The 25,280-nt window shown below is 46.2% G+C and carries 20 protein-coding genes; 13 read left to right on the top strand and 7 right to left on the bottom strand.

The window, feature by feature from the left end; genetic code table 11:
• The first annotated feature begins 122 nt into the window (after positions 1-122).
• From MUK70_RS14780 to MUK70_RS14810, 7 genes are all read left to right on the top strand, one after another.
• Positions 123-1,277: a glycosyltransferase gene (locus MUK70_RS14780; protein WP_234653304.1), complete on the top strand. Its 1,155-nt coding sequence runs from the start codon at positions 123-125 to the stop codon at positions 1,275-1,277.
• A gap of 57 nt (positions 1,278-1,334) precedes the next feature.
• Complete coding sequence (locus MUK70_RS14785; protein ID WP_234606518.1) at positions 1,335-2,591, top strand: WcaI family glycosyltransferase; 1,257 nt, start codon at positions 1,335-1,337, stop codon at positions 2,589-2,591.
• Positions 2,592-2,900: 309 nt separating this feature from the next.
• A complete protein-coding gene (locus MUK70_RS14790) occupies positions 2,901-4,262 on the top strand; it encodes an exopolysaccharide biosynthesis polyprenyl glycosylphosphotransferase (RefSeq protein WP_234606517.1) in 1,362 nt (453 codons plus the stop codon).
• A gap of 43 nt (positions 4,263-4,305) precedes the next feature.
• Positions 4,306-5,343: a hypothetical protein gene (locus MUK70_RS14795; RefSeq protein ID WP_234653306.1), complete on the top strand. Its 1,038-nt coding sequence runs from the start codon at positions 4,306-4,308 to the stop codon at positions 5,341-5,343.
• A 49-nt stretch (positions 5,344-5,392) separates the two neighbouring features.
• Positions 5,393-7,279 (top strand): YjbH domain-containing protein, encoded by a 1,887-nt coding sequence (locus tag MUK70_RS14800; protein ID WP_234653308.1) that lies wholly within the window; start codon positions 5,393-5,395, stop codon positions 7,277-7,279.
• A 108-nt stretch (positions 7,280-7,387) separates the two neighbouring features.
• Positions 7,388-7,894: a methylated-DNA--[protein]-cysteine S-methyltransferase gene (locus MUK70_RS14805; protein WP_234653310.1), complete on the top strand. Its 507-nt coding sequence runs from the start codon at positions 7,388-7,390 to the stop codon at positions 7,892-7,894.
• 13 nt (positions 7,895-7,907) lie between these two features.
• Positions 7,908-10,328: an ABC transporter permease gene (locus MUK70_RS14810; protein WP_234653311.1), complete on the top strand. Its 2,421-nt coding sequence runs from the start codon at positions 7,908-7,910 to the stop codon at positions 10,326-10,328.
• On the opposite strand, the gene bla is transcribed toward MUK70_RS14810, so the two are convergent.
• From bla to MUK70_RS14825, 3 genes are all read right to left on the bottom strand, one after another.
• Positions 10,329-11,063 (bottom strand): subclass B1 metallo-beta-lactamase, encoded by a 735-nt coding sequence (bla, locus tag MUK70_RS14815; protein ID WP_234653313.1) that lies wholly within the window; start codon positions 11,061-11,063, stop codon positions 10,329-10,331.
• Between the two features lie 96 nt (positions 11,064-11,159).
• Positions 11,160-11,528: a hypothetical protein gene (locus tag MUK70_RS14820; RefSeq protein WP_234653315.1), complete on the bottom strand. Its 369-nt coding sequence runs from the start codon at positions 11,526-11,528 to the stop codon at positions 11,160-11,162.
• A 19-nt stretch (positions 11,529-11,547) separates the two neighbouring features.
• A complete protein-coding gene (locus MUK70_RS14825) occupies positions 11,548-11,946 on the bottom strand; it encodes a response regulator (protein WP_234653317.1) in 399 nt (132 codons plus the stop codon).
• Between the two features lie 175 nt (positions 11,947-12,121).
• On the opposite strand from MUK70_RS14825, the gene MUK70_RS14830 reads away from it, so the two are divergent.
• The 4 genes from MUK70_RS14830 (at position 12,122) to MUK70_RS14845 (ending at position 16,443) form a co-directional block, all read left to right on the top strand.
• The gene (locus MUK70_RS14830; RefSeq protein ID WP_234653318.1) at positions 12,122-12,751 is read left to right on the top strand and encodes a response regulator transcription factor; all 630 of its coding nucleotides are present in this window, start codon (positions 12,122-12,124) and stop codon (positions 12,749-12,751) included.
• Between the two features lie 49 nt (positions 12,752-12,800).
• Entirely contained in the window at positions 12,801-15,866 is a 3,066-nt protein-coding gene (locus tag MUK70_RS14835; RefSeq protein WP_234653321.1) for a sensor histidine kinase, read from the top strand.
• 84 nt (positions 15,867-15,950) lie between these two features.
• Entirely contained in the window at positions 15,951-16,121 is a 171-nt protein-coding gene (locus MUK70_RS14840; protein WP_234653323.1) for a hypothetical protein, read from the top strand.
• Between the two features lies 1 nt (position 16,122).
• Positions 16,123-16,443 (top strand): hypothetical protein, encoded by a 321-nt coding sequence (locus MUK70_RS14845; protein WP_234653325.1) that lies wholly within the window; start codon positions 16,123-16,125, stop codon positions 16,441-16,443.
• Between the two features lie 72 nt (positions 16,444-16,515).
• Here the strand turns inward: MUK70_RS14845 and MUK70_RS14850 are convergent, their stop codons facing one another.
• The 3 genes from MUK70_RS14850 to MUK70_RS14865 form a co-directional block, all read right to left on the bottom strand.
• On the bottom strand, positions 16,516-19,332 hold the full coding sequence (locus MUK70_RS14850) for a molybdopterin-dependent oxidoreductase (RefSeq protein WP_310590044.1): 2,817 nt from the start codon (positions 19,330-19,332) through the stop codon (positions 16,516-16,518).
• 79 nt (positions 19,333-19,411) lie between these two features.
• The gene (locus MUK70_RS14860) at positions 19,412-20,329 is read right to left on the bottom strand and encodes an NmrA family NAD(P)-binding protein (protein WP_234653328.1); all 918 of its coding nucleotides are present in this window, start codon (positions 20,327-20,329) and stop codon (positions 19,412-19,414) included.
• 56 nt (positions 20,330-20,385) lie between these two features.
• A complete protein-coding gene (locus tag MUK70_RS14865) occupies positions 20,386-20,796 on the bottom strand; it encodes a hypothetical protein (protein WP_234653330.1) in 411 nt (136 codons plus the stop codon).
• 276 nt (positions 20,797-21,072) lie between these two features.
• On the opposite strand from MUK70_RS14865, the gene MUK70_RS14870 reads away from it, so the two are divergent.
• Positions 21,073-21,597 (top strand): GNAT family N-acetyltransferase, encoded by a 525-nt coding sequence (locus MUK70_RS14870; protein ID WP_234653332.1) that lies wholly within the window; start codon positions 21,073-21,075, stop codon positions 21,595-21,597.
• 169 nt (positions 21,598-21,766) lie between these two features.
• Here MUK70_RS14870 and MUK70_RS14875 read toward each other — a convergent pair whose 3' ends face one another.
• Positions 21,767-24,550 (bottom strand): DUF6797 domain-containing protein, encoded by a 2,784-nt coding sequence (locus MUK70_RS14875; RefSeq protein WP_234653334.1) that lies wholly within the window; start codon positions 24,548-24,550, stop codon positions 21,767-21,769.
• A 205-nt stretch (positions 24,551-24,755) separates the two neighbouring features.
• On the opposite strand from MUK70_RS14875, the gene MUK70_RS14880 reads away from it, so the two are divergent.
• Complete coding sequence (locus tag MUK70_RS14880; protein WP_234653335.1) at positions 24,756-25,265, top strand: GNAT family N-acetyltransferase; 510 nt, start codon at positions 24,756-24,758, stop codon at positions 25,263-25,265.
• Positions 25,266-25,280: the final 15 nt, after the last annotated feature.

The raw sequence follows: 25,280 nt of genomic DNA on the forward strand, positions 1-25,280 counted from the left end.
CACTAAACCTGTTGTGGAAACGCATCTTAAATTTTTCCCGGAGCTATAAACGCTCGCGGGTATACGTTAACATTGTATGCACTGATATCCCCGATCAGCTGCTATGGAACCGCTTTGCCAAAATGAAAATTATCCATGTTGTATCCGGAATGGATCCGAAGGCCGGAGGCATAAGCCAGGCTATCAGGACCATGATCGGAGGACTCACCGACCAGGGGATTTATAGTGAAGTTGTGAGCGTTGGCTCTGAAATGGGCAACCATGAAACAGACGATCCATTCCCGATTCATTTTACAGGCCGTGGAAAAAGTGCATGGCAATTCAGCCCGGGATTGCGAAGCTGGCTGGACAAAAACCTGGCACATTATGACGTGGTGATTGTTCACGGGTTATGGCAATATCACACATACGCTGTTTATCAAGCGATTAACACATTAAATGGTCTGCGACCAAAGGTTTATGTAATGCCTCACGGCATGCTGGACCCGTGGTTTCAACAGGCAAAAGGCAGAGAGATTAAAAGCCTCAGAAACTGGCTGATCTGGAAATTTATCGAACACCGGATCATCCACTTGGCAGATGGAATTTTTTTCACCTGCGAAACAGAGAGAAAACTCGCCCGGCAGACGTTCAGTCCGTACTTTCCAAAATCTGAAATGGTTGTCGGACTCGGCGTGCATCGGCCGCCACCATACACCCTGGAAATGCAGAAAGCTTTTAACAAAGCCTGCAACATTGACACCCGCGATTACTTACTCTTTTTGGGCAGAATCGACGAAAAAAAAGGAGTGAATTTATTAGTTGACGCCTATTTAGCATTAAAATCCGAAGGTTATGACCTCCCCCCGCTGGTCATCGCCGGCCCCGGAATGGATACTCCTTTCGGTATGGCCATTAAAAAGCAAGCACTGTACGACAAGGAAATTTACTTCCCCGGTATGCTTTCCGGCCCTGCCAAATGGGGCGCGTTCTATGGCTGCGAAGCTTTTTTACTGCCGAGCCACCAGGAAAATTTCGGCATTGCCGTCGTGGAAGCCATGGCATGCAGCCGGCCAGTCCTGATTTCCGATCAGGTTAATATTTGGCGTGAAATTGAGCATAACGGCGGAGGTCTCGTGGAAAAAGACACCTCCGACGGTGTCAGGAAGTTACTTGTCAATTGGTTGTCGCTTTCGAAAACGGAAAGGGCCCAAATGTCATCCAAAGCCAGGAAGGCATTTTTGGGAGACTTTTCGGTGGAAAAAGCGGCGGGTAAAATGGGCAAAGTGCTCGCCTGAAAAAAGCTCGGCAGAACACGTACTGCTTTATTCAAACTCTTCTAACCAGACCATACATTGAAAAAGCCAATGAACGCTGATGAGAAAAAGCGTATTTTGATCTATGGCATCAATTACGCGCCTGAACTGACAGGCATAGGAAAATACACCGGGGAGCTCGCCGCCTGGCTGGCCTCTCACGAACATGATGTGAATGTCATCACGGCCCATCCCTATTATCCCGATTGGGAGGTCCATCCTGCACACAAAGGAAAATGGTGGACGAGAGAAGTGCTGGATGGTGTAAAGGTTTTCCGTTGCCCCTTGTATGTACCCAAGAATGTGACATCTACCAAAAGGATATTGCACGAATTTTCATTCCTGCTGGGGATTCTGCCCTGGTGGTTTATGACGCTTTTTCAAAAGAAATTCGATGTTGTACTTTGTATCAGCCCGCCATTTCACATTGGTATCCTGCCGCTTTTATATGCCAAAATTCGAGGGGTCCGGTTTATCAACCACATACAGGATTTGCAGGTGGATGTAGCGAAAGACCTGGGTATGATCAAAAACAGACATTTCCTTAAACTCATGTTCGCGCTGGAAAAAGCCATTTTTGAATGGGGAGGGCAGGTTTCGACCATCAGCGAAGGCATGCAACGTAAAATTCAGGCCAAAGGGATCGACACTTCCAAAGTAATCCTGTTTCCCAACTGGGTGGACTCAGGACTCATTTGCCCCTTGAGCCGCGAGCTTTCTTTGCGGAAGGAATTTGGGATCAATAACGATGATAAGGTCGTTTTGTACTCAGGCAACCTCGGCGAAAAACAAGGACTTGAAATCATCATTGAAGTTGCCAAACTGTACAAGGACCAGTCTAATCTGCATTTTGTGATTTGCGGGTCGGGCGGCGGCAGGGATAAACTCATCAGGAGCGCGAAAGAACTGGGACTGAGCAATGTCAAGTTTTATCCTCTGCAGCCTTACGAAAACCTTTCGGCGCTGCTCGCAATGGCTGATATTCACCTGGTTCTGCAAAAGAAATCTGCCTCTGATCTGGTAATGCCCTCCAAATTAACGGGAATTCTCGCGGCTGCGGGGTGTGTGATCGTTTCGGCTGTGCCGGGCACCACATTGCACGAGGTGATCACGAATCACAGAATGGGCATCCTGATCGAACCTGAAAATGTGGCGGCGCTCGCTCAGGGAATCGAAATGGCGCTGCATGAAGATTTGAATATTCTAAGAACCAATGCGCGGGAATATGCCCAGAAATACCTGACTAAAAATACGATTATAGGAAATTTCGAGACCAACTTGCTGGCGACCGCCTGAAATCTGCTCGGACTTTGTGAAGATCAGACCAATAAATCTGAATTATTAGAAAATAGTTTTATATACTTGATAGTTAATTATTTAAAAAGTATATTTGGCCTAACAGTTGATTTACCGGGCGCCCCCACCCGATCAATTTTTGACATTTAATCGAACCTTCCAAAATTCCTGACCTATGACAATCTCTACATATGTCCTTGTCCCGTATTGCCATTCCGGCACTATGAAAAGCGATTTGCAAATTTGTACTAAACCAATTTAATTCTATAAAAGACACGTCAGTTTAATAACTATTTTGACAACGATTTTATGAAAAATCGCTACACAGGACTATTGCCAAAAATACATTTATGGACGGACCTGCTGATGTTCAACGTTTCTTTTGCAGCCGCGTATTACATTCGATTCGAGATCCGCGTTCCCGACCATTTGTATGCTAATTTATTATTGATCGGGAATTTACTGTGGATCCTTACGACCTATGTTTTCAGAACTTATCAGTTTAACCGGATATCGTATATACCATACCGTCAGGCAATAATTCTCTTGAAAGCCTGCATTATTCACGTTTCTTTTATTCTGGGTTTCCTGTATTTCAGCCAGCAAGGAGGCGAAGTTTCCCGGACACAGTTTTTGTTGACGTATGCCATTTTCGTTTCGTGTGCTTTGGTTGCCAGGGCACTTATCTGGTCGTTTATCCTTTTTTGCAGGCGGGCCGGATACAACATGAGGACCTACGCCGTCATCGGCAAAGGAGAGGTGGCCGGTTTGATAGAAGGATTTTACAATGACAGGAAAGAATTGGGCTATAAGAAATGTGGTAATTATGAGGTTGGGGAAGATAAAGATGAAGTCGCCGTTTTGGAACGTTTCCTTCAAAAAACACAGCCGGACTTCATTTATTGCTGCCTCTCGGACATGAATGAGATGCTGGTAAAAGGCGTGATCCGTTTTGCACAGCATCAAAAATCCCAGGTACGCCTCGTTCCCGATTTCGGGGGTTTCATGAATAACCTGGCGACCATTGAATACCACGATCAATACCCTGTTATTCAGCTTAATACAAAGCCATTTTCAGGCTTGCAGGATGAAACCATCAAGCGCACATTTGACCTGATATTCTCGGCGATCGTTATGATATTCGGCGCGCCGATATTTGTGTTGCTGATGGGACTGGTGGCTGTTTCTTCACCGGGGCCTATATTTTTCCTGCAGGAACGTTCCGGGCGCTGGGGAAAGATTTTCAAGGTGATCAAATTCAGGACAATGTATCAGGATGCAGACAAGTTTGGCCTGAAACATTCCCAGGGTGACCACGACCCGCGCATTACTCCGCTTGGCAGACTGCTGCGGCGCAGCCGCCTCGACGAGCTGCCCCAGTTCCTGAATGTTTTCAAAGGCGATATGTCCATAGTAGGGCCGAGACCGCTTTTCAGGTATGATGTGGAAATGCTCATGCAGGAAGTGCCTCAGGAGTTTATGACTTTGCTAACGGTCAAGCCCGGCATCACCTCAATCGGTCAGATCAAGGTGGGTTATGCCTCTAATATCGATGAAAACCTCGAAAGGCTCCGCCACGATTTGAATTACCTGAAAAAATACAGCATGGTTACCGACGTCAGGTTGATTGTCCAAACCATACAGGTAATGCTGATGGGACGTGGGCGATAACAACCAGACATTCAAACACAATTCAACTATTTAAACAAAAACGATGATTAAAAGAACTTTTACCCTGATGGTATGTATGCTGGTGCTAACGCTGGTCATGTACAGATGTAAGAACAAAGACGCTGAACCGCTCACACCGGATCAGGGACTGGTTGAAGAACTCAGTAAAATCGATGTGGAACCGGTGAAACTGACCGACCCTGCCCCTGTCGCCTCTACGGAAGCTGCTATTACGCTTTCACCTGCCGTTACCACACTCGGAACCGAGATTGCCGGAATGGGCGCCGCTGGTGCTGAACCTGCTAATGTGAAGGCAGCCGCGGGTAAGTTCGCGTCGTTTTTTACCGCAGCGGAGATCACCGCGCTGATATCGGTGAAGAAGGAAGTCCTTGATGCGGCCGGAACAACCGGAAAGCTTCCCGCAAACCTTACGGCGATCCTCGCACGCGCAAGCAAAAGCCCCGAGATGGCCGCTTACTTCCCGAAAGTGACATTGCCGACCGTTGCTGGAAAAGAGATTAAAGGGTTGCGCACGGGAGCAGTTGAAGGTGGTCCGGCTAGCAAATTTGAAGGCACCCTGGCTAACGATGCGTGCCTCATTGCCGCAGAAGCTGAATTTGAAAAATCTAAAACCAAACTGGATGCTTCCCGCGGAAAATTGCTTGCATCGGCAAAAGACAAATATGACGCTGAAGTTAAGCTGATCGGTGATGCGCAAGCTGCCTGCACGGCTGGCGAACCGGCAAAATATGCGGCGATCATTAAACAAGCAGAGACGCTGGCTGATCAGCTCAACGCGGCACTGGATGCAAATAAAGATTTGCTGGGCGACGATTACATGCCGCTCAAAGGCATTGTCGGATTGCAGCTCATCGCTTACCTGACATCGCTGAACGACCTTGCCAAAGCCGATCTTCAGGCATGCGTAGCGAAAGGCACGGCGGGTAACACAAGCGCCTCAAATGCGCACGATGCAAACAAACTTTTAATTGAAAACGCATACCAGACTGCCCTTGCGTCAGCAGAAAAAACAAAAGCTAAACTCGTTGAAAGCTGTCACAATCAAGGTGGAGGAAATTAAGCATTGTTTTCGTAGTCTATTGATTAGGGTTGGTATTTTATCAACCCTAATGCTTGTTATTTATGGTAAAGTTGCGGCCCAGTCAAACATTTCAGGCAAACCCGGACTTATTTATACGCCTACTGCCCGTTACGTCCCCGACGGCAATATGGAAATCGGGCTTCATTTTTTTCCTGGCAAGTATGGGTTCAATTCAGACAATCAAAATCCGGGCAGGGTTTTATCCATGAACCTTACGGTGCTGCCCAGGTTTGACATTAATATCAATGTGTTACAGCTTTTTTCGACCGCAGCCAATCCGGTAAAACTTGGATTGGGCGACCGGCAACTCGACTTTCGATATCTTTTAATGAAGGAAAGCAAAAACCGGCCTTCCGTTGCATTCATCACCTCCACGCCTACCAGCATCAGCCCCACGCTGCTGACCCATGCGCTCGTTGCAACCAAGCATATTCATGTAGCCAAACAGTGGGAAGCCGAAGTGACGGCCGGTTATGGAAGCCCCTATCACATTTACAGAAAAGGCAGCACACTTGATAACTACGGGCTTTTTGCCAACATGGCTTTCGAGAAAAAAGAAGATTACGCCTATCACAAACGTTATCTGGAAGGCCCGTTCGGCGGCGTTTCATTTACATACAAATCAAAATTCGGGTTAATGCTTGAATACGATTCACAGAACATTAATGCAGGTGTTTATGTGAAAGCATTCAAAAATTGGGTGTTACAGGCGGCCGTTCTGAATGGTGAGCAAATCACATTTGGAAGCGCGTATAATTTCTCGCTTTTAAAGCAATCCAGGCGAATGCTTTCCCTTGGTAAAAAACAAAACGGGGATAATGGTCAAACACCTGCGGACCCGCAGAAAATCATCATAGGCACTGGTTACCGCAAATTGCGCGGCAATTTCGAAAATGTAACATTGGACAGCACAGGCGTCATTTCCTATGAACAAAGACTTAACCGGAACCCTTTCCCCGCCCTTTACCAGCTGAAACAGCTGTACGCAGATTCGGCGGACATGCGTTTTGTGCCATTGTTCCAGGGAATCCCGATAGCCCAGTACAAGCTTTCGGACAAACTGGAAATGAGCGAGGTAAGCCAGGAATTCAGGGAGAGGCACAAAATGAGAACCAAATTTCCACTGCACCGCAATGGTTACAGTCTGGACTTTTGGGTACAGCCTTATTTCAACGCCATTTTTGGAAATTTTGATAAACCTGTCCAGAGCAACACCAGCATTGCGATCCAGAGCCAGATATTGCTGCTTCCGGGAATGTCGCTGGATTTCGGAATTCTTTTCCCGATCGTCAATGACCTGGATAGCCGCCCAAAAAAGATTCGCCCTTCACCTGTTTTTTTAAATCAATTTTATTCAAAAAACCACAACCACATCAGTGCATCGGCCGGCTTTTTTCAGAATGATCAATATGGCGTCAACATTCAATATCGCCGTGCCAATTTACAGCAACCGTGGTCATTCGGTGTGGAAGCAGGTTTGACAGGTGACTATTATTATCCCGACAAAGGTGTTTATTACGGAAATATGGAAAAATTGTTGCTCATACTCGATGCAGCTTACCTGCTTTCCAATCCCGACATTACGTTTAAAGTGTCGGCGGGCCGCTATCTTGCAGGCGACACGGGTGTGCGGCTTGATATGCTTAGACAATTTTCCAATGTAGAAATCGGCTTTTACGCCATGACCACCAGTAATGGCTCCACCATTGGATTTAATTTCGCAATCCCCCTATTCCCGGGTAAACTGCTCAACGGCAAACACGTAAGGTTTAGAACATCAAGCGAATTTCCGTGGGAATACAACTACACCAGAGGTTACCGCATCGGGGAGCGTTACCGGACAGGCTACCAGCTGGATCAGAAGTTGAGGCAATATCACAGGCAGTATTTAGGAAGGCAGTACGGAGCAAAGTGAGCCCTCCCTTTGACCAAACAGCCGATTTGGAATGCTTCTTGAAACAATAATATATTTTATTCAAAATTTCAGACAAAATTTTCGACATTAGACCATCATTAACTATGAATGGGTCTGACGTTGAATAGCGCTTATCACAAAATCATCAAGTCGCCGGTCGGGGAATTACTGCTTGTAGCCAGTGACAGCGGGTTGTCATCGTTAATCTGGGACCGGGAAGGGTTCGAAAGGCCTGGTATTGAAGACAATAACCACCCTATCCTACTCGAAACGGAGCAACAGCTCAATGAATATTTTGCAAAGAAAAGACAAACATTCTCCCTGCCGCTTGATTTTGACGGAACAGTATTTCAGAAAAAAGTCTGGGAGGCTTTACTCACCATTCCTTTCGGCGAAACCAGGACTTACGGCGATATCGCCAAACAGATCGGCAGTCCCCAGGCGGTTCGCGCGGTGGGAGGCGCAGCCAACAAAAATCCCATCTGCATTGTTGCACCTTGCCACAGGGTAATCGGCGCCACAGGAAAATTAGTCGGCTTTGGCGGTGGATTAATGAACAAAACGCTTTTACTCGAAATCGAACGACCACAAGCTCAGCTTAGTTTGTGGGGTTAACACTGCTTTTGATATGACACGAAACTACGCGAAGATCGCTTTCAGGGGACTTGCCAGGAACAAGGCATATTCCTTCATCAACATTGCAGGCCTGGCCCTAGGAATGGCTGTTGCGTTACTCATTTCAATGTGGGTTTGGGATGAATGGAATTATAACAAAAACATTGAAAACAGTGATCGCATTGCGCGGGTAATGTGGAACTCAACGCAGAATGGCAAAATTATTACTTCGCCCCATATGCCTTTTCCACTCGCTGCCGAGCTCCGGAACAGTTATGGCCAGGATTTGGAACGGGTGGCCGTTTCCTGGAGCAGCGATGATTATGATATATTGTCGAACGAAAGCAAGTTTCGGCGTAAAGGCCGTTTTATGGAGCCGGACGGCGTGCACATTTTGTCGCCTAAAATGCTGAAAGGCAACAGGGAAGCTTTGGAAAATCCCGCATCCGTGATCATATCGGAATCCGCGGCAGCCGCTATATTTGGAAACGACAGCGCTCTTGGCAAGATCATCCTGATTGATAATGAGTTGAGAGCAGAAGTGGCAGGCGTATATCAGGACTTCCCGAATAATTCGGAATATAAAAATCTCGACTTCATTGCGCCGTGGAAACTATTTGTCGCTGCCAAAGGACGGCGGTGGATGGGTGAAGCAAAGGATAACTGGGGCATCAAAACATTTGAAATTCTCGTCAAAGCAGCACCCAAAACCAACATCAACTCCATATCCGAACGAATCAGCGGACTCATGATGAACCGCGTGAAGGACAACAAGATCGAAGCCAGCCTCAAACCCAGTTTAGTACTGCATCCAATGGAGCGCTGGCACCTTTTTGGTAACTGGGAAAACGGATTCAATACCGGCGGTCAGATCACTTATGTATCTATATTCAGCGTTGTTGGCCTTGCCATTTTGTTATTGGCCTGCATTAATTTCATGAATCTGAGCACGGCACGGTCCGAAAAAAGGGCGCGTGAAGTCGGTGTTCGCAAAGCGGTTGGTTCCTTGCGTTCCCAGCTGGTTTTCCAGTTTTTGTTTGAATCACTTATAACGGTCACCATTGCATTATTTGTTTCCTTTGTTCTGGTAGAAGCGGCTCTTCCTTATTTCAATGCTGTTTCCGATAAAAGTCTGCAATTTGTGAGAGGCAGCGGATTACTGACCAAGCCAATCGTCTGGCTGCTGATCGTTGCTTTTTGCAGTGCTGTCTCGCTCATTTCAGGAAGTTATCCGGCATTTTATTTGTCTTCATTCAAACCGGCCAGGATCCTGAGGTCGGGAAATGTTCATTTTGGCAACATTACCTCCTTACCCAGGAAAATTCTGGTCGTAATACAGTTTACGGTTTCGGTTTCCTTAATTATTGGCACAATCGTTGTTTTCCGTCAGATCCAGTTCGGACAAAACAGAAGCGTGGGCTACGAAAGGAATGGCCTGATTAATGTGCAGATGCCGAGGGGTAGCGGCCAGCTTGAAGCTTTGAAAAACGACCTTTTGGAAAGTGGTTATCTCTCGGACGTCGCACAGTCTTCCGGCCCCATGACAGATGTACTCTCTAATGCCAGTGGATTTTTCTGGGCCGGAAAACCTGCGGATTTACAAGAAAGTTTCGCCGTTATAGCGGCATCTCACAGTTATGGGACGACGGTAGGCTGGCATGTGAAAGAAGGGCGCGACTTTTCCAAAGACACTGCTTCCGACTCCATGGCAGTGATACTGAATGAATCAGCCGTAAAATACATGGATTTGAAAGATCCGGTTGGCAAAACAATTCGCTGGAAAGATGCTACATTCAATGACGACGTGTATCACATTGTGGGCGTGATCGACGATATGGTGATGCAGTCGCCCTTCGAGCAGGTGAAGCAAACCATTTATTTCATGACCTATGCGCCTAATTTTCTTTATTTGAAAATAAAACCGGGCGTCGAAACGACGATGGCGATGGAAAAAATCCAGTCTGTTTTCAAAAAACATCTGCCCGACGCGATTTTCGATTTCAAGTTTGCGGAACAAGAATATGACTTAAAATTCGCTGCCGAACAAAGGGTTGCGAACCTGGTCACATTCTTCGCCATACTGGCAATCCTCATTTCTTGTCTGGGTCTTTTTGGTCTCGCGGCATTCACGGCGGAGCGCCGCACCAAGGAAATCGGGATCCGAAAAGTCCTTGGCGCGACGGTCATGAACATTTGGCTAATGATATCGAAGGAATTTGTTTACCTCATCACGGCCTCATTGCTTATTGCCACGCCCCTAACCTACTATTTTCTGTCCGGCTGGCTGGCAAAATATCAGTATCACACCACATTGTCATGGTGGATATTTACGATTTCAGGGCTTGTTGCCCTGGGCTTAACAGTGCTGACAGTGAGTTACCAGGCAATCAGGTCAGCCACATTAAATCCGGTAAAATCGTTGAAATCTGATTAATTATTTTTTTTCAAACAGTTTGATCGTGTAGTCCAGCAAAGCTGTATCTCCCGGTTTTCCATGACCGGGGATTACGACCTGCACGTCCGGATACGTTTGTTTCAACTTGGTTACCGTAGCCGACCAGGCGCTTTCGTTAGCATCTTCCAGATTTCCTTTTCCGGCACCGATTTCCTTAATCAGGCATCCGCCGAACATTACTTTTTCACTTGGAAAGTATCCTACAACATTATCTTTGGTGTGTCCTTCTCCAAAATACTCGGTTACCACATCTTTATTGCCTGCTTTCAGCGCAAGCTTATTATCAAAACCTTTTTCGGGTGTCGGGAAATTCTTCAATTTGGTGGAAGCAATGGTCCTGTTTTCAGCATAGGAAGGAATTCCCCGGCGTTGAAATTCCTTCAAACCGCCAACGCAATCTTCGTGAAAATGCGTCGCGATAATAGCAATAACCTTGCAATCAAGGCTGTCCTGCACCCAGTTGATGAGTTGTGACGAAGTAGAATCGTTGACCGGCGTATCGAAAATAATGGCTTCCCCTTTGTCAAAAACAACCATCCCGTTGCAGGCCACTTTTCCGAAAGTTTCACTTTGAAAAAACGTAATGTGCCTGTAAACATTTGGTTTTACCTGCTCAACAATGATGTCTTCTTTGCTGAAACTTTTGTCGGTGATTTTTGCCGATTTACAGCAGAATAAAAATAATGAAAGGATTAAAAACAGGATTTGTCTCATCGTTGAGTGTCGTTTTATTTGGTTTTCATAAAACAAAACGAATTCATTTTCTTAACCAAATTAAACCCTGCAAAAAGAATGCTTTAAAGCGAAAAATTATTTGGAAGCGGCAGAATCCCGATTTGCGGAAGTCAGGCTGTCGAGTCTTTTTCCATTGTTCCGGGCCTGCGTGCTGTCAGCAGAAACGCGCTGCTTGCGGCGTTTCGTGGATTTTGATGTTTTGATGGTCGCACTCCATCCTTTTCTACCGATCCCGCTCATGTCCCAGCCGGTAAGTGGCGCGGGGCCTTCATGGGGTGTGTAGAGATCCGTTTTAATTTCCCTGGGAATATAAAGCCGCACCGGATTCGAACGTTTGTTCCTGACTGCCAGTTGATGGACATGCTTTGTCTGATTTAAAAAATAAGTGCCGGCTGCCAAAAGCAGAACCAAAATGAGGCCCAGAATCCGCTCGTCTTTATTCATAACTGTATTATATATACGCTCACTGGATTTTAACTTCTTCACAGACATATTTGTCGCCCTTGATCACTGTCTGTATACATTTTACGAGTTCGTTGGGATGGTTGTTCTTTAAAATGTAACCGCTTACGCCCTCGTTGATCAGGGAAGTGGCCAGGTCTTGTTGCAACTTTCCTGCGTAGACAACGAATGAAGAATTCGGATTTTCCTGCATAATACGTTTTAAAGCAACATTATCAACTCCATCCGCTTCCTCTGTCATGCCAATGATAATGACATCAAATGAAGGATCGTCAGCGCTTGGACTGAACGTTTCCAAACACGCCGTTTGAAGCATTGTGAGATTTTGAAAGTGATCTGTGAGAAAGATGCGCATCCCTGAACGAAGGACCGGATGCTGGTCTATTAGCGCAATTTTCATAATGCAAAACTACTGCGTATAGCGCCTAGCGATACAAGAATTTATTGAAATGATCAGTAAAAAATGTTAATTAGGGATTAAAAAAATTAAATAGCCTACCGAATTAATTCTATGGCTGATTTTTTATAATATTGTTCAGCTAATGCCGGTGTTTACCATTTACTGACGTTCCCCAATGAGCATCCAGATTATCGTGGCCGAGGACCATCCCCTGATTTTAATGGGAATTCAGTATTTGTTGATGGAACATATGCCCACGGCCGTGGTCACGACAACGGGAGATTTCAACAAAGCCCTGGCATTGCTGGAAAAGCAGCAATACAACCTGCTGATTATGGACATTAACCTCCCCGGCGGTGACAAAGTGGGGATGATCAATTCGGTTCGGATGAAACAGCCAAAGGTCCCGATCCTGGTTTGTTCCAGTTATGATGAACAACTTTACGCATTGCCCTTCCTGAAAGCTGGCGCCAACGGGTATATCTCCAAAACAGCCCTGAACGAGGAGTTCAAACATGCCGTTGACACCGTGATCAGTGGAAAAATCTATGCAAGCCCATCCGTTATGGAGCAGGTTTTCGAACAACTTTTTAACAAAGGCAGTCAGGATTCCATTGCCGACAAGCTGACCGACAAAGAGCTGGAAGTGGCCAAATTGTTATCCAAAGGACTGTCTACCAAAGCAATAAGCGAGCACATTCACCTTTCATCCTCCTCGGTGAGCAGTTATAAAGCCAAGATTTTTGATAAGCTGGGTGTCAGCAATGTTATCGAGCTGACAAGATATTTTGAATTAAACGGGTAACTTCCATCCCCGGCATTCTCTTAAATTGAAATGTCCTACCGACGCCAGAATGAGAGTTGACCTGCTCTTCGTTTCGCAATGCTTACTCTGGCTGATGCTCGTTGCCTTTTGTGCCGAAGCGCATCAGCAACAGGATTTATCGGCGTATCGTCTGCAACATTTCACTGATGAAAACGGTCTCCCACAAAACAGCGTAAAAGCGGTTATGCAGGATAAAAACGGCTTTTACTGGCTCGCAACGGAGGGTGGTGTGGTCCGGTTTGACGGGCAGAAGTTCATAACATTTGACAGATCCAACCTGCCGATTTCCAGTAACCGGATACGCGGCTTTGTTCCTGCGCTTCCCGGCCGGAATGCGAACCCTGCCTATGAATTTTATGGCCTGACGGAAGACAATAAATACATTGGCATTCTGAGTAATGGCTTGGTTACCTCGGATACAGCTTTTTACCGAAAATACCAGCAAACCGATCCCTTTGCAGGCAAAAATATCCGGCATAACAGTATGCTGGGAAGTGTGCCTGAACAATACCCCAATTACCCCATGGACGAGCATTATTTCGCCATTTCGGACAGCCAGACGTTCTATATTTGGAAACAAAACACCGTCTCGTGCTACAAAAATGGGAAGCTCAGTTATAAATCGACCGGACCTTACAAAGACTTTTTCCTGATAGGAACCTATCCTTACGCCATTGATTCAGAGGGGAATATTATTAAAATCACCCCAAGACCGACCAGAAATGTGCAATATCCCAACGGGGACATTATCTATAACAAGCAATATTCCAAGGTAAAAGCTGATTTTAAGCTTTACTGGAACAATGTTGCAAAGTGCGCATTCCTCTACTTAAACAATTGTTTTTATACGCTTGAAGAATCTGGCAATGGCCAGCTGACGACGAAGCTTATCCTAAAAGATTACGATTTTGCCGACCTTGATATCGTCGCGGCACATTACAATCGCTCAACCGGAGCGCTGTTGCTGGGAAGCGTTACAAAGGGATTGTTTTTGATTAAAAACAAAAATTTTCAGACGTTACAACTGGTTTCTAAAGACGCGGATAACGCGTACTATGCCCAAAAACCAGCCGGAATGCGTTCTGTAATTACCGGGCAAGGTTATCAGCTTGGGCTTAATGTCACGGGTTCAAAAGTGATCGCAAGCCGCGTCTCAACGTTCATGGAGGACTTTGGCTATAAATTCGCCATCACCATGAATCCGGATAGCTCCTTCTGGTTTGGAATTGATTATGACCTTTTCAGGTTGGATAAAACAGGCAAAAAAGTGCTCATGCGCTTCAAGTTGAAAGACCGTTCCAGAGCGTTTTTTATTGATAAAAAGCATAGGCTATGGATTGGCACCGAACATGATGCGCTTTACAAAATGGAAGAATCCGGGGGGAAGCACCATGTCAAATTTGTTGTTAGAGCACCATTTGGCGGCGTTTCCATTATTGGGCAGGGAGTTGCAGACACGCTTTTAATTGGTGGGACAAAAGGCGTTTTCAAATTTAGCGTACGGACAGGAGCGGTTCAAAAGCTAACGAAATTGAATAATATGAACATTCGGAGCTTTTATACAACTGCTGACGGAACCTGGATAACGACTTATGGAAACGGGATTTTTCTTTTAACGGATAATAAACTAATCCATTTTCCGCTGGATCGGGACCGTTTCCTGCTCACCGCACATTGTATTACAGAAGACGAAAAAGGGTTTTTCTGGATCAACACGAACCGGGGACTTTTTCAAGTTGCAAAGCAGCAGTTACTGGATTATGCCCGGGATAGCAAAAACCTGGTTTACTATCTTTATTACGATCGCAGCCAGGGTTTTGCCACGAATGAGTTCAATGGCGGTTGCCAGCCCTGTTCCGTTAAGCTGGCCAACGGCATAGTTTCGCTTCCATCCATGGAAGGCCTCGTTTGGTTTACCCCTGACAAAATCATGGCTGAGCTTCCGGACAGGGATATTTTTATTAGTTCAACCAATCTCGACGGTAAGGAAATTCAGGTAAAAGACACGCTCCGGATACCACGCGACTTCGAGCAGCTGCGATTGCAAGTGAGCACGCCATACCTCGGACATGCGAAAAACATTCAAATGCACTATTCATTATCGGGCGAAAACAGGGACGCAAAGTGGTTTCCTGTGAATGCGGATTTAATTATCACAATCCCCAAAATGTCCTATGGCAATTACAAGCTTGTAGTGCGGAAAGCAAACGGATTTAAAACAAACGATTATAATTACAAAACTATCCTGTTAAATATTCCGCCAGCGTGGTACGAAACGTGGTGGTTCCGGTCGGTGCTGGCACTTATAGTCCTGGCATTGTTCCTGCTGGTTGTGAAATGGCGGACGGGTTATCTCGTTAAAAAAGAGCGAAAGGATAATATGATGAGACATTATCGGGTTATCAGCCAGATTGTGGCCGCCGTTAATCATGACATCCAGACTCCCCTTCATTACATTGGTTATTCACTCAGGCATATTAATGCTTATCTGCACAAACAAGAAAATGGTAACCCCCTCATTACCAGAATGAGTGACGAATCCTTGAACACATCAGAACGAATCGGGACCTTGACGAAAAATCTGCTCGATTACATTAAAATTCAAAACAAAAGCAGCTCCTCACGAACACAAATGGGCAATGTGGATGCGCGGGAAATGGTTTCCGGCATTAGTGACCTGTTTTCAGCCATTGCCGGATTCAAGGGCGTAATCATTAAAAATGAAGTGGAGCCGGGCTTAGAAGTGTGGAGCGATCCTAATTTATTATCCATTGTCATTCATAATCTTTTGGATAACGCATTGAAGATAAGCGCGTCAGAAATCATTATTTCCTCAAATATTATAGCAGGCAAAAAACAGATCGTCATTGAGGACAGTGGCTCCGGCATGCCCGAAGACCTAAGAAAATGGCTTAACAAATCCTATCGTTCCTACGAAGAATGGCTTAAAATTTCGCTGTACCCTGAACAAAAAGGCATCGGCCTTGTGATCGTCAAAGACCTGTGCGTACTGTTGCGCATCGACATCTTCGCATCCATCAATTCAAAAAATCATACGACTGTCAGGCTGATGTTCGGGCAGGAAAAAAGATAATAAAAAACCGGTAAAGCTATTGTGAAGTTAGTTTACAATAAGTATTTTTGCGATTATACACACCTATCGCATCTGCATTTTTTCATGAGTAAAAATAGACGAGAGAAGTTAATAGAAGAACTTGAAAATGCTTTGGAAGAAAATGAGAGGGCTTTGATAGATACACCTTACGGGATGAGTCAGGAAAAATATCTTGAATTGATCGAAATGGTAAAAGCGATGCGGGCGAGTTTGGAGATAATTAAAAAGATGTAATATGGAGACGTTAGAGAGAAACTTTACTGTTACAGAAATTGAGAATAATGTTTTGGCTATGCAGCAAAAACTTATGCAGCTGACCCAAAGCAAGCTGGTAATTATGGGCAACGAATATCATTTGTGGGAATGGATTACATTATCGGATTACTCCAAAAAATATAACATCAAAATCCCCAGGCTTCTCAATTGGATTGTAAGAGGCGTAATTCCAAACGATTCTGTAATCGTTGTCCCCGAACTTAATCATTTAAAATTGATAAAGAATCAACAGTATGAGGCGCGAAGCTACCCGCCGCGGGAAGTAAAAAATAAACATTAATTTGCTGCTTTGCTAAGACCATAGCAAGGAAGCAACAGTTCATTTGCAATATTTCAGGCTATAAACGCCATCTTAAATCAACTTCTCAACTGTAATCGGCAACTCCCTGACACGCTTGCCTGTGGCGTGAAATACCGCATTGGCAACAGCAGCGGCTACGCCGACAATGGCGATTTCACCCAAGCCTTTGGAACCGATCGGATTGACCAGCATATCCGGTTTGTCTATATAAATCACGTCAATTTGAGGCGTATCGGTGTGAACGGGGATGTGATAGCTGGCTAAGTCAGTAGTAATGTAACGACCATAACGGTGATCCATGACGGAGGCTTCCATCAGCGCCATTCCAATGCCGCCCACCACGCCGCCGATGGATTGACTTCTTGCAGATTTGTAATTTATAATTTTGCCAACGTCCGCGCAAGTCACCACACGCTTTACCCGCACCTCGCCGGTAACCGGATTTACATGGACTTCAACGAAATGACATCCAAAGGAATACATGGAATATTGATCGCGCTCCTGGCCGGATTTCGACTCTTCGGTAACTTCAAGCTGCGGTAAATTGTGGTATTTCAAAATGTCCGTATACGCAATGTCTTTTGAAGCAGAATCCGGCATTGCGGCGGCTAATTCTGTTAATTTCTTTTTTAACGCTTCACAGGCAACATGCACTGCGGAGCCAACGCTTGGGATGGTTGAAGAACCATTTTGCCCCGGCGCTTCGGGAAGACTGGAATCGCCCAGGTCAAACCGGATTTTTTTCGGACTTATCCCTAACACTTTTGCTGCAATCCGGGTCATGGCTGTCCCGGTTCCCGGACCGATGTCCATCGTGGCGCTTTGCACGATTACTAAGCCATTTGCGAGCATAATGGCCTTTGCTTTACTCGGATGCCGGTGGAAGCCATACAAGCTGGATGCCATGCCATAGCCGATAAGCATGTTGTCTTTCTGCATGGAGCGGGGTTCCAATGGATAATTTTTCCAGCCAAACTTCTCCGCGCCGAATTCATAACATTCCCTGAGCCCCTTGGCCGACCAGGGTAAATTCCGTTCCGGATCACTTTCGGCATAATTACGCAAGCGTATTTCCAGCGGATCCATTTTCAGTGCATAAGCCAGTTCGTCTAACGCAGATTCGAGCGCGAACATACCGGTTGCATCACCAGGGCCACGCATCCAGGTGGGCGTGTTCACGTCGAGACTGAGCAACTTATATTTCGTGGACACATTCGGGCAGGCATACATGGAGCGGGAAGCCAGGATGGTTCGTTCCAAATGCTCTTCATAAGCCGAAGTCTGCCCGGTTCCTTCGTGCGTGATAGCCGAAAGCAAGCCGCTCTCATCAGCACTCAAAGCAATTTTCTGAACTGTATAGGGCCTGTAACCAACGGACGTAAACATTAACTCCCGTCCCAGAACCAGCTTCACTGGCCTGTTCAATTTTTTCGCGGCCAGCACAGCCGCCACCGTATGAGGCCATACGCGGATTCCCGATCCAAATGCTCCGCCGATAAACTTCGCATTTACCTTCACATTTTCCCGGGGCAGCTTGAAAGCCTGCGCCAGATTACCCTGTGCAGACTTAACCCCCTGATTTTTATCGTAGACCGTTAATTTGTCCGCTCCTTCCCAAACCGCAATGATTGCATGCGGCTCCATCGGCTGATGATGCTGGTTCGGGATTGTGTAAGTGGCTTCGATTTTTACCTTCGCATCCGTGATGACGTCGGGATTTCCTCTTATGTAATCTTGAAATGGGGAATTTTTGTTTTTTTGAACGCCCTGGGCAATAGCAGCTTGCTGCATATTTTCTTCAAAATTGGTGCGATGCGCTTCCACTTCGTAAGCAATCTTTACAAGCGAGGCAGCGTGACTAGCCTGTTCCCACGTCTCGGCGACAACCATCGCAACCGGCTGACCATTGAAATAAATCAGGTTATCATAAAATACCCGGAATGCGGTGCCTGTGCTTGCCCGCTCCGCAGGTTGTCTGGGTTCTCCATAACCAGGAACGCCGGGAGAATTCAAATGACTGATCACGGCAAGAACACCAGGAGCGGCTACTGCGGCTTTTGAATCGATATTTGAAATATATCCTTTTGTGATTGTGCTCGTAATCAGCACCGCATGCGCCAAATTATCAAAGGCGTATTCTGCCGAATAAGTAGCAGTTCCCCTCACCTTAACCCGTCCATCAACGCGATCGAGTGACATTTCCGGCTCAGAAGCATCGCCAGGTGGCTTAGCATTACCGTTTTTGACCTCCATAATGGCATTCACAATGTTCGGGTAGGCGCCGCAGCGGCATAGGTTACCGCTCATATATTCCTGGATTTCTGTTGCTGATCGGGCATGGCCTTCGCGTATACAAGCAACCGCCGACATAATCTGACCGGGCGTACAGTAACCGCATTGGAAACTATCATGCTTGATAAAAGCCTCCTGAATCGCATGAAGCTCATTTTCATTACCCAAACCCTCAATCGTTGTTATCTTTTTACCCTGCTGCATAACGGCGAAACTCAGGCAGGATAGCTCGCGTTGCCCGTCTATATGAATGGTGCAGGCGCCACATTGACCAAAATCACAACCTTTTTTCGTGCCGGTAAGCAACAATTTCTCGCGCAGCAGGTCAAGCGTGGTCATACGCGGGTCCACGGTTAAGCGCTTTTTTTTGCCGTTTACATGTAAAGTAATTTTGACTTTTTCCGCATTTCCAACAGGCAAGTCCGGTTCGGTTGCCGCCTGTGTAAAGGAAGCAGGCATCCATGTCAGCCCGGCAATGGCCATCGACTTTTTCAGGAAACGACGGCGATCTTCGTGCGCCAGATTGAAAAAATAATGGTCGTCCGGTTCCTCGCCGTCCGCGTTCTTGTTTGTCATATCATTTCGAAATAATATAATTCCAATAAGCCCTCCCAACCAGGAAGTCTACCCATTGTCTCCGAACGCAGATTAATGTTTAACGTGCCGTCGCGAGCACTTCCCGGATAAGCGTCCAGCGTATTTCGGGGTAACGGTCATTGTCCAGCGGATTGAGTTTTGGTTTGCCACTCAGCATATTATGCAGATACTGCATTCCCTGCCAAGGCGGGAAAACTTCGTCGTTTTTAGGAGATAAGGAGCGCGTAATCCGGATCATTAACCCAAGAAATCCCAAACTGCCCGCCCGCAATGTCCCGAACTTCTCTCCGGTCACCTCAGCAGCGGCTTTTTGAATGTCACGGATCGTTGCAACCTCTCCGGCGATGCGCAGAATACGCGGTGTTGCGGAATCCAGCGCAGCGGCAGCCGTGTAAGCCGCAGTATCCCGCATCGTTGTAAAATCCATGGGCTGATCAGCGTCTCCCCAGTACAGCACCCGTTTGATTTTAAACAAAACCACTGGCGCCTGGCCGGTCAGCAAGTCGGTGAACATGCCGTTGAGAATGGAAGTGGGTGTTATCGGTGCATTATTTAGCCTCGTACTGAACTCGCGGCGCAGATCGAGGTTTCGGTTGCTGCCTTCCGGTAATCTGGTAAAGTCAATGCTGTAATCGGACGGAATAAAGCGCGGCACACCTGCTTCAACGGCTGCATTCAGCAAACGGGTTTGCGTTTCCACGATCACATCCCGAAGCCCTGACAATGCCGAAACCACGCAGGTCCCGCCTGAACAGGCTCTGGTAAGCTCGGATACACTGTTGAAATCCACCTCAATAACCTCTGCCCCCAAGCGCCGCAGCTCAGGAATGCGCGCATTAGCACTTCCTTTTCTGACCAGGGCCTTTACGGTGGCGCCGCGTCGGATTACAAAGCCTGCGATAAGGAAACCCAATTCGCCTGTTGCGCCTGCCAGAATAATGGTCCCGGTTTGGGGCGTCTGCGTAAAGTCTGTCATGATGGTGATTTAGATGTGGGAGAGAAAGTACAACAATTGTACCCATACCCATTTCATCACCTCAAAGGATCAACACACTCCATAAGCTCACGTCCGGAAATCTCCTTGGCAGCGGTGTCAAACCCGGTTACACCTTTGAATTCCAATGCAGACAAACTTCCGCTGCCTTTGCTTTCGAATGAAACCGTGGACCGGGGCTTGCCTATGTTGAATGTCCTGGAACCTTTCTCGGGATATGCCCCGGCAAGTGTTCGCAACACTTCTTCACTGCTGAATTCGAGTGACTTAAATGTAAATCTGTTGTAATCGCCATCCCAGCTCAGGTAGAGCAGGAAGCGTTGTTGCGGAGCAATTTCAAAATAAAAATTGAAGCGCCGCTGATTGGCAAAAGCGCTTGAAAGTTGCAATTCGCTGGATTCAGGAAAATATGCTTTAATCTCGTCTCGCAAATAATTGAGTACGTCCATACTTATGCTCGGAGTTACAGTTTTTTGATTTGCGGCTAAAACAAATATATTAAGTGAGGATATAAGTTTCCAAATTCCCCGCGCAAAGTCGTTTTGCATTTATGCAATCAATGTCTTTTCTTTGGAAAAAAATTGAACGCCTCTGTTACTTTTTATTTCTAAAAGGCCGACTACTTCGCCTGGAATTGTATAACAACCGCCACCTTACTCAGGCGGATCAGATTTCAATTGTCTTAATTGAATCAGTTTTATTGTTATCCAAATCAAAATAAATCAATGTTTTATATCGAATCCATGCGGTTGAGGTTAATCCCTCTAACGCATCAGCTTTTGCAGCAATATCATACCAGCAGGCCCGAAATGGAGTCTGCATTAGGCCTGAATCATTCAGAAATAAAGATTGATCCGCTTTATGTAACTGAGATTGAGGACGCACTGGTCAATTTCTGGTTACCCAAAACATTGGCATTTCCAGAACGCTATCAATGGTTTACCAGCTGGGAAATTGTCCTAAAAAGCGACAATATATCCGTAGGGGGCATCGGTTTTAACGGTTTGCCGAACGAAAAAAAGGAAGCTGAGATCGGTTATATGATCTACGAAAATCAGCAGGGGAAAGGCTATGCTACCGAAGCATTGCAGGCAATGGCAAACTGGGCTTTTACGCATGAAGAAGTAGAGACAGTAGTGGTCCAAACAGCTGCGGACAATATTCCATCCAGGAAAATTCTGGATAAAAACGGTTTCGTTTTGGCCGGAGAGTCAGAGAATATTCTTACCTACAAACTGGTCAGATCATAGTTATACATTCATAGAGCCGCCTTCCGGGCTGCTCTATGAATTTTTTTGTTGCATTAATTTACAGGCCTATCATTTTTATCTCGTCGATACATTGCCATTCCAATGTCGTAACGTATTCAAAATGAGCCGGACAGGGGCTTACCCGAACCTGCCAGCCGCATTTTCAAAGCTATTTTTTCAGTGATTTGATATACAAAATCACCGATTCAATGTCCGGATCTGTAAGAATGCCCACGAACGAGGGCATTTCTTCATTGTAACCTTTTACGATTTTGTCTCCTGGTTTCAGAATGGATTCACGGATGTACTTTTCGTCAGCAGTAGTTGTCGTGCCATCTTCGAAAACGCGTTTGGAACCATACAAATTCTGGAACGGCGGACCGTACATGCCATCCGTTTTCAATCCTTCGGAATGACAGCCGGCACACGCCATTTTTTGAAAAATCTCCCTGCCGTGATCCGCAGAAACCACAACTGCTTTCTCGGGAACTGCCGTAACATCCGGTTTCTTCACATTCAAAAGTGCCAGATCAACATGGCTGAACCCGTAAGGTTTCAAATCCATATCTTCCGCTTTATTGACTGTAAACCAAAAGCTGTCGTTCATTTTTTTGCCATCAGCCGCAACCAGTTTATAAGCAATTTCCATTTGCATTACTTCGGCCATTTCGGGCACCAGTAACAGCACTTTTTTACGATCCGCAGACAAGTAAGATGCAACAGCCGACATGATTTCCTCACCCGAAGTGCCATCCATTTTAAAGTGTCCCGAACCATATTCCTCGGTGCGCTGGTAATTCCACCTTTTCACTGCAAAATTGGCTGGGTTAGCGGCCGTTTGCGCATCCAGTTCTGCATCAAAACCGAGTATAACCCCCTGTTTTCCAGCTGTGAACCGATTGGGCATATAACTAGGCTTACCCGTGTAACGCAACCGAAGCAATGCGCTGATCCCCGTCGAAGTTGAACCCCACAAATTAAATCCTGCCACATAAAGCTGCCCGTCGGCCGGGTTCATAATCCCCTTGGAAGTTGGGGCTGGATAATCAGCATGGATGACCGAAACGCCGCCCTGAACCACACTCGCAGCACTGTCAATCAAAACCCTGAACAAACCTGGTCTGCCAAATGAAAAATGGATCAGACTGCCGTTTAGCGGACCCATTTTATCCCCGGTAATCCATGCCTGACTAATGGCCGAGCGATCCACTCTGTGCGGAATCCAAGTCAACGGCGGCGCTATTTCCGGATTATCTGAGCGGTGCATGGTGGGCGGGACGCCGTAATAATCGCCTTTTTTGATCAAATAAATCGGCGTAGACGGAACAAAATTCCCCTGCTGATCGGAAGCAGTTAAAATGCCTTTTTCAGGATGAATGCCCAGATAAGGACCTCGCAAACCCGTTGCGATCACCTCGGATTTCAACCCGTCCAGGCTGATTTTTAAAATAGCCCCATTCTGACTGGATCCTGATCTGAACCCCTTTCCCGTCTTGGCAGTCATCCCCGGCCCATTGTCCAGGCTGCCTCCTTTTGCAATGTAAAAACTCCCATCCGGAGCGGTCACCATATCTGCCGCCCATTCTCTCGATTCCGCCGACTGCTCCATCACATTGGAAAAATTCTCATAAAAATCCGCGACGCCGTCATGATTAAGATCGTGCAATTTCACAATGCCTTCTCTTCCAAAAACATAAACCTTTTCGTTCACAATTTCAATGCTCATCGGCTCGTGAAAACCAGAAGCAAACCGCGTCCATTTCAGATTTTGCAGGTTTTTATCAATTCCGTCGATCATCCAAACATCGCCCTCAAATGTTACCACGCTGGCCCGTCCGTCTTTGAAAAACGCAATATCTGCCACCCGCACATTACGCTTCCAGGGATTTGGCAAAGGCAGTGTGAGCTGGTCCGTCACAAATGCGGCCGTGTCGGGCGCGATTTCCCCTTTGGTTACCACCGTTTCTTTCCATAGCGCAGGACCGCCTTTTTTGTAATCGGGCATGGTAACCTTTGCTCTTTTGCAATAATTTTCAAATGCTTTTTTTAATCTGGCGGGCCCTTTCCAGACCACAACTGTCTCTTCGACTAATGTTTGAGAAGCTGGAACTTTCACCGTTACAAACTGATTGCCAGCAATTTCGGGCTGTAATGAACCGCTTTTGCCCACAATACTAACTGCTGTAACTGTATCCTTATTTGCACCCTGATATATAAAGGCGATCTTGCCCTTTAACTCCGAACCCGTTGCATTACGCACTTCGGCAGCCGTCAGGAAAATATCTTTCGAATTGTTTTCAAATTGAAATGCTCTGGTGAAAACGGTTTGATCCTCAAATTTAGCGCTCCCCGGTAACTCCGCCACATTAGCAGCACCAACAGAATAATTGAGAACAGCCTGATTTCCATACACATAAAGGCCTTTCCAGCGTCCTTGCTCAGCAGGCATTGGTGCCCAGGTAGGTTGTTTGATCTCATTGATTTTGGATAAATCTCCTGAAAAGGGTTTTTCCAATGTCCAGCCCGGATAAAGACCTGTTGCTATTTTCGCATCACCCGTGAGCGAGGCGATTTTGTTATTTTTATTAAAAAAGTCCTTATAAGAGATCTGCGCCATCAAAACCATCGGCAAATACTTCCCTGTCCACGCCACCGACCAACGCAAAAGATCCGTATCAAAACAAGCATAGGCATCGCCCCCAAGCTGCAAAGCCAATGTGCGCGCCGCCATATTGTCCTGCGGATAGGCCGGCCCAAGCTTGCGCGCATCGACTGACGTGGAAATGTAAGGGAAACCTGCCTCTATAAACGTACCAAGTTCAAGGGAATCTTTGTAATTTGAAACAACTGTTTTGTTATCCGTGTAGCCGGTCAGAAAAATAGATCCTACTGTCAAAATACACATCCAGACTGTTCCGGGGTGTTTACGGAAATACTTGAAAATAATGAGCATGGTAAATCGTATAATAAAAGAACATGTTCAAAAGTATGGCGTAGTTTAAAAGTTACTTGAAAAAACATTGGAAAGACCGAAATCGCTCACATAAGGCCGAACTTCGGAAAACATTCCACACGGAAATCATGTCGGTTATTTACAAGCTTCCAACCATGCCAACCTGTAAATTTGCAAACCAAAACGCAACATCATCAACATATAAATGATACGATTAAGAGACGCAACAATCGCTGATCTCCCATTACTGAACCACTGGGACGAGCAGCCGCACAACATCCAGGCCGATCCCAACGACGACTGGGAATGGGAAACCGAGCTGCTGCGGAATCCCGAATGGCGCCAACAATTAATGGCAGAACTGGACGGCAGGCCTATCGGTTTCTTGCAGATCATTGACCCGGCATTGGAAGAAACACACTATTGGGGCCAAATTCCTGAGAATCTGATGGCCATCGATATCTGGATAGGTGAAAAAGAAGACCTTGGCAAAGGCTACGGAACAGTCATGATGCAACTGGCACTCGAACGTTGCTTTGCAAATCCGGCTGTTACGGCGGTCATCATCGACCCATTGCAATCCAATGTCCGAGCGCGTAAATTTTACGAGAGGATCGGGTTCGAATTTGTGGAAAACCGCCAATTCGGAGACGATCCATGCGCTGTTTACTGCATGACGCGGGAAGTTTGGGCGGGCATCTCCGATTTGAAATAAAGCGCATTCCGTTCG

Source organism: Dyadobacter chenwenxiniae (assembly GCF_022869785.1).
In the GTDB taxonomy this organism is placed as follows: Bacteria; Bacteroidota; Bacteroidia; order Cytophagales; family Spirosomataceae; genus Dyadobacter; species Dyadobacter chenwenxiniae.